The 3,387-nt window shown below is 40.9% G+C and carries 4 protein-coding genes; 2 read left to right on the top strand and 2 right to left on the bottom strand.

Annotated elements, in window-relative coordinates:
* Positions 1-435: 435 nt before the first annotated feature.
* The gene (locus JOD82_RS28840) at positions 436-666 is read right to left on the bottom strand and encodes a hypothetical protein (protein ID WP_013312131.1); all 231 of its coding nucleotides are present in this window, start codon (positions 664-666) and stop codon (positions 436-438) included.
* Between the two features lie 191 nt (positions 667-857).
* Positions 858-1,472, bottom strand: a complete 615-nt coding sequence (locus tag JOD82_RS28835; RefSeq protein ID WP_209950384.1) for a stage II sporulation protein M — start codon at positions 1,470-1,472, stop codon at positions 858-860.
* A 98-nt stretch (positions 1,473-1,570) separates the two neighbouring features.
* Between JOD82_RS28835 and pdaB the strand changes: the two genes are divergently transcribed.
* Positions 1,571-2,350 (top strand): polysaccharide deacetylase family sporulation protein PdaB, encoded by a 780-nt coding sequence (pdaB, locus tag JOD82_RS28830; protein WP_023990485.1) that lies wholly within the window; start codon positions 1,571-1,573, stop codon positions 2,348-2,350.
* 106 nt (positions 2,351-2,456) lie between these two features.
* Positions 2,457-3,203: a spore germination lipoprotein GerD gene (gerD, locus tag JOD82_RS28825; RefSeq protein ID WP_029517534.1), complete on the top strand. Its 747-nt coding sequence runs from the start codon at positions 2,457-2,459 to the stop codon at positions 3,201-3,203.
* Positions 3,204-3,387: the final 184 nt, after the last annotated feature.

The raw sequence follows: 3,387 nt of genomic DNA, 5'->3' as shown, positions 1-3,387 counted from the left end.
CTCTCCATTAAAGACCAACCGAAGCTGGTTTATAGAAAGAGCGATAAGCTCATGTTGAAACTGACGAGATAAAAATATCTCTTGTTTGCTTCCATTTCATACAACCTGATGGCATGTACCGAAATTTCAGCGTTGGATTTTGTAAACAAAATCCGTACTCACTCGTTGTTCAGTTTTCAAAGATCAAACTCGCATAATGTCTTACTTTGTTTCGTCACCGCGTCTCAGTGGCGACTTTTATAATATATCATCTCTTTTTAAGATTTGCAAGAGTTTTTTTAATTTCTTTTTTTTGAGCAAATCCTTCAAAAAGGAACGAAAGTTAATTTACCATGAATATTAAATAGAGTCAATACTTTTTTTGATATCAGAAAGTATTAGCTTTTAAAATCGTTTACTTCCTGATATCTCTGATATAATTTCTACCTTATCTTTTCATTGTTTGGTTTGTGGGACTCGCCCTCTGCGAGCATATTTTGATAATTCCTTGGCGGGTGCGAAACGGGCATACATGCGGAAGACTGTTTTATATCGAAGTGCGATTGCGTAGCGAATATCTTGATCCAATCGAGTATCGCTCATATCAAGCAGCATTTCATCTAGCTCCTTACGAAGAACGTAGTCAAGTTCCTTGCATTCTTTTTCGTTAAACAGCATTCCCAACATATGACCATACTCCCCTATCAGCAGATTATATAGTACTTATATTTGCTCAACTATTGTTCCATTCTTTACCTGTTTTTAAACTTAACTGCTAAGGTTTCAAACTTATCCGATTAATCTTTGCCTTTTCTTTAGGCTCTCCCCTTTGTTATGTTCAATTTTCAAGAAATATATAAATAATTGGCCATAATATTTTATTGTGACAATAAACGATAAGTTATGCCACTCTCAATTGCAGCTGCTATAAGCAGTAAGATGACAGACCATATGGACACCCTCAACGTTTGTTTCATAAATACATCCCACGACAGGCCAGTTTCTTTACGCTTTAGCCCTATGCTTGTACCTATAGTAGACATTATGTTGATTCCGAACTTCAATCCGAAAGCACAGGCGATAATCAAAACTGGCAATTCAATCACACCATGAGGCAGTAACCCTTTTACAACAACCTCATAGATACTTCTTCCCATATCTGTCTGCAAGTGTACTACAAACCCTAAAACCATGCCGTTCACAATTAAAAATATAAACGGTACGATTCCAAATACAGCCCCCATAAATATAACCAGCACACATTTAATTGCATTATTGAAAAAGATAAATACAAAAAAACTCCATTGTGGATGCTCAGAATTCTGCAAGCGCTGCGCTACTTCTCCCAGCCCCTTCATTTGTTGCGCCAGCATGGATTGAATAGTGCCTGTACTTAACCATCCCACTATAATACTTGTGCAGAAAAGAATTGCAGAGATAAAAATTAGCCGTCTTGTCGTGTGTAAATCGTGAAAAAAAGCTTTTAGTCCCATTTGATAATTCCTCCTATTAGTCCAATGGAATAATTGACAACCCCCGGCATAGCTTTAAGTAAACAAGCACTTCTAGGATGAAAGGAGCGTTATTAACCATGAATTCTTTTTTCTATGTATTGAACGGTAAAAAAATCAAACGATTCTTAATCGTAATGGCTGCAGCCGTCTTTACCGTTGGAGTCATTTATGTAGAAACCGATAATGTTACGGTTTTTTCCGAGGAAGCACCAACCGCTATTTATAGTGTACCCACGGACAAAAAGTTGATCGCTCTCACCTTTGATATTAGTTGGGGGGATAAGCGTACTGCCCCCATCTTAAAAGTCCTTGAGGATAAAAAAGTGACCAAGTCCACCTTTTTCCTTTCTGCCCCTTGGAGTAAAACACATCCAGAGCTTGTGAATCAGATTAAAGAAAGTGGATTTGAAATCGGCAGTCATGGCCATAAACATGAAAATTACAGTAGCTTAAGCGATGAAGATATTCGTAAGCAGATTTCAATTGCTCATACCACATTAACCGAACTGACGGGACAGTCCCCGAAGTTGATCCGTATGCCTAATGGCGACTTTGATAAAAGGGTCCTTCAGGTTGCCGGCACTTTAGGCTACAAAACCATTCAGTGGGATACAGATTCCCTGGATTGGAAAAACCCTGGTACTCAGGTCATAATCGACCGTGTTGTAAATAAAGCGCATCCTGGCGATATCGTCCTTCTGCATGCCAGTGATTCCTGTAAACAAACGCATGAAGCCTTGCCCGTCATTATCGACAAGTTGCGTGCACAGGGCTATGAATTCGTGACTGTATCTGAACTGCTTCAACAGGGTACAGTAAAAGGCAAAGAGGTACGCGATCAGGCACTGGGTCTTTAAGGAGTTATTTTACATCGTTCTCAGCTAAAAACCAAAAGCAAATCGACATATTTCTCCCCATTCATCCGCATACTATCCACATTCATGATGAAGGAGGAATACGGCCATGAATTGGACTCGTTTGCGATTTGTTAGCACGGTATGCGTACTGGGCGTTGCACTGAGTGGATGCGGCTCGGATCAGGGTTCTGCGCCCCCCCAGAACAGTTATAAAGAGATGAAAACGATGGTTGTCGATATCCTGAAAAGTGATGACGGAAAAAAAGCGGTAGAGGAAGCTTTAACTGGGGAAAACAGTTCATCCAAAGAAGGACAATCCGGTCAAAGCAGTGAAGAGGGTGGATCTGGTGGTGGGGCTGGTGGCAGCATGGGAATGAAAATGCTTATGCCCATGCAATCGGCTGAACAGATGAAGATCGCAGTCAAAGATACTTTGATATCACCTGAATATAAAAAAGAAATCGAAAAGATTATGACTGATCCGCGTTTTGCCGGAGAATTTGCCAAAGCCATCAACAGCCAAAGCAAACAGCTTCATATGCAACTTATAAAAGACCCTTCTTATCAAAAATCAATTGAAGCAATGCTCAAGTCGCCAGAATTAACCAAAATGTATATGGACTTAACTAAAACCCCTGAATATCGCAAACAATCTATGACAGTCATGCATGATGCCATGCAAAATCCGATTTTCCGACTTGAGGTTATGAATTTACTCAAAACCGTCGTACAAGAGGAGCTTCAACCCAAGGTTGAGAAAAAAAGTGGTGAGCAAGGCGGTGCAGGCGGCGATAAGCAAGGTGGTGGGGGCGGCGAAGGTGGGGGCGAAGGAGAACAAGGAGGAAGCCAATAATAAAAAGGCTGGTTTAAAAACCAGCCTTCAGATTGTCGAGAAACCCCGTCATTTTGAGACGTGGGTTTCTTTTTCACATCATAATGCTTTGGTCTCTGGAGAAGCAGGGGGGGTTACCCCTGTTTCTCCAGGCGATCTAGGTGGATCGCCATCTTCTTCATGTTCTGCACGGCTGCCGTCATAA

Source organism: Paenibacillus sp. 1182 (assembly GCF_017833915.1).
Lineage (GTDB): Bacteria > Bacillota > Bacilli > Paenibacillales > Paenibacillaceae > Paenibacillus > Paenibacillus polymyxa_D.
This window is presented reverse-complemented; position numbering and strand designations above follow the sequence as displayed.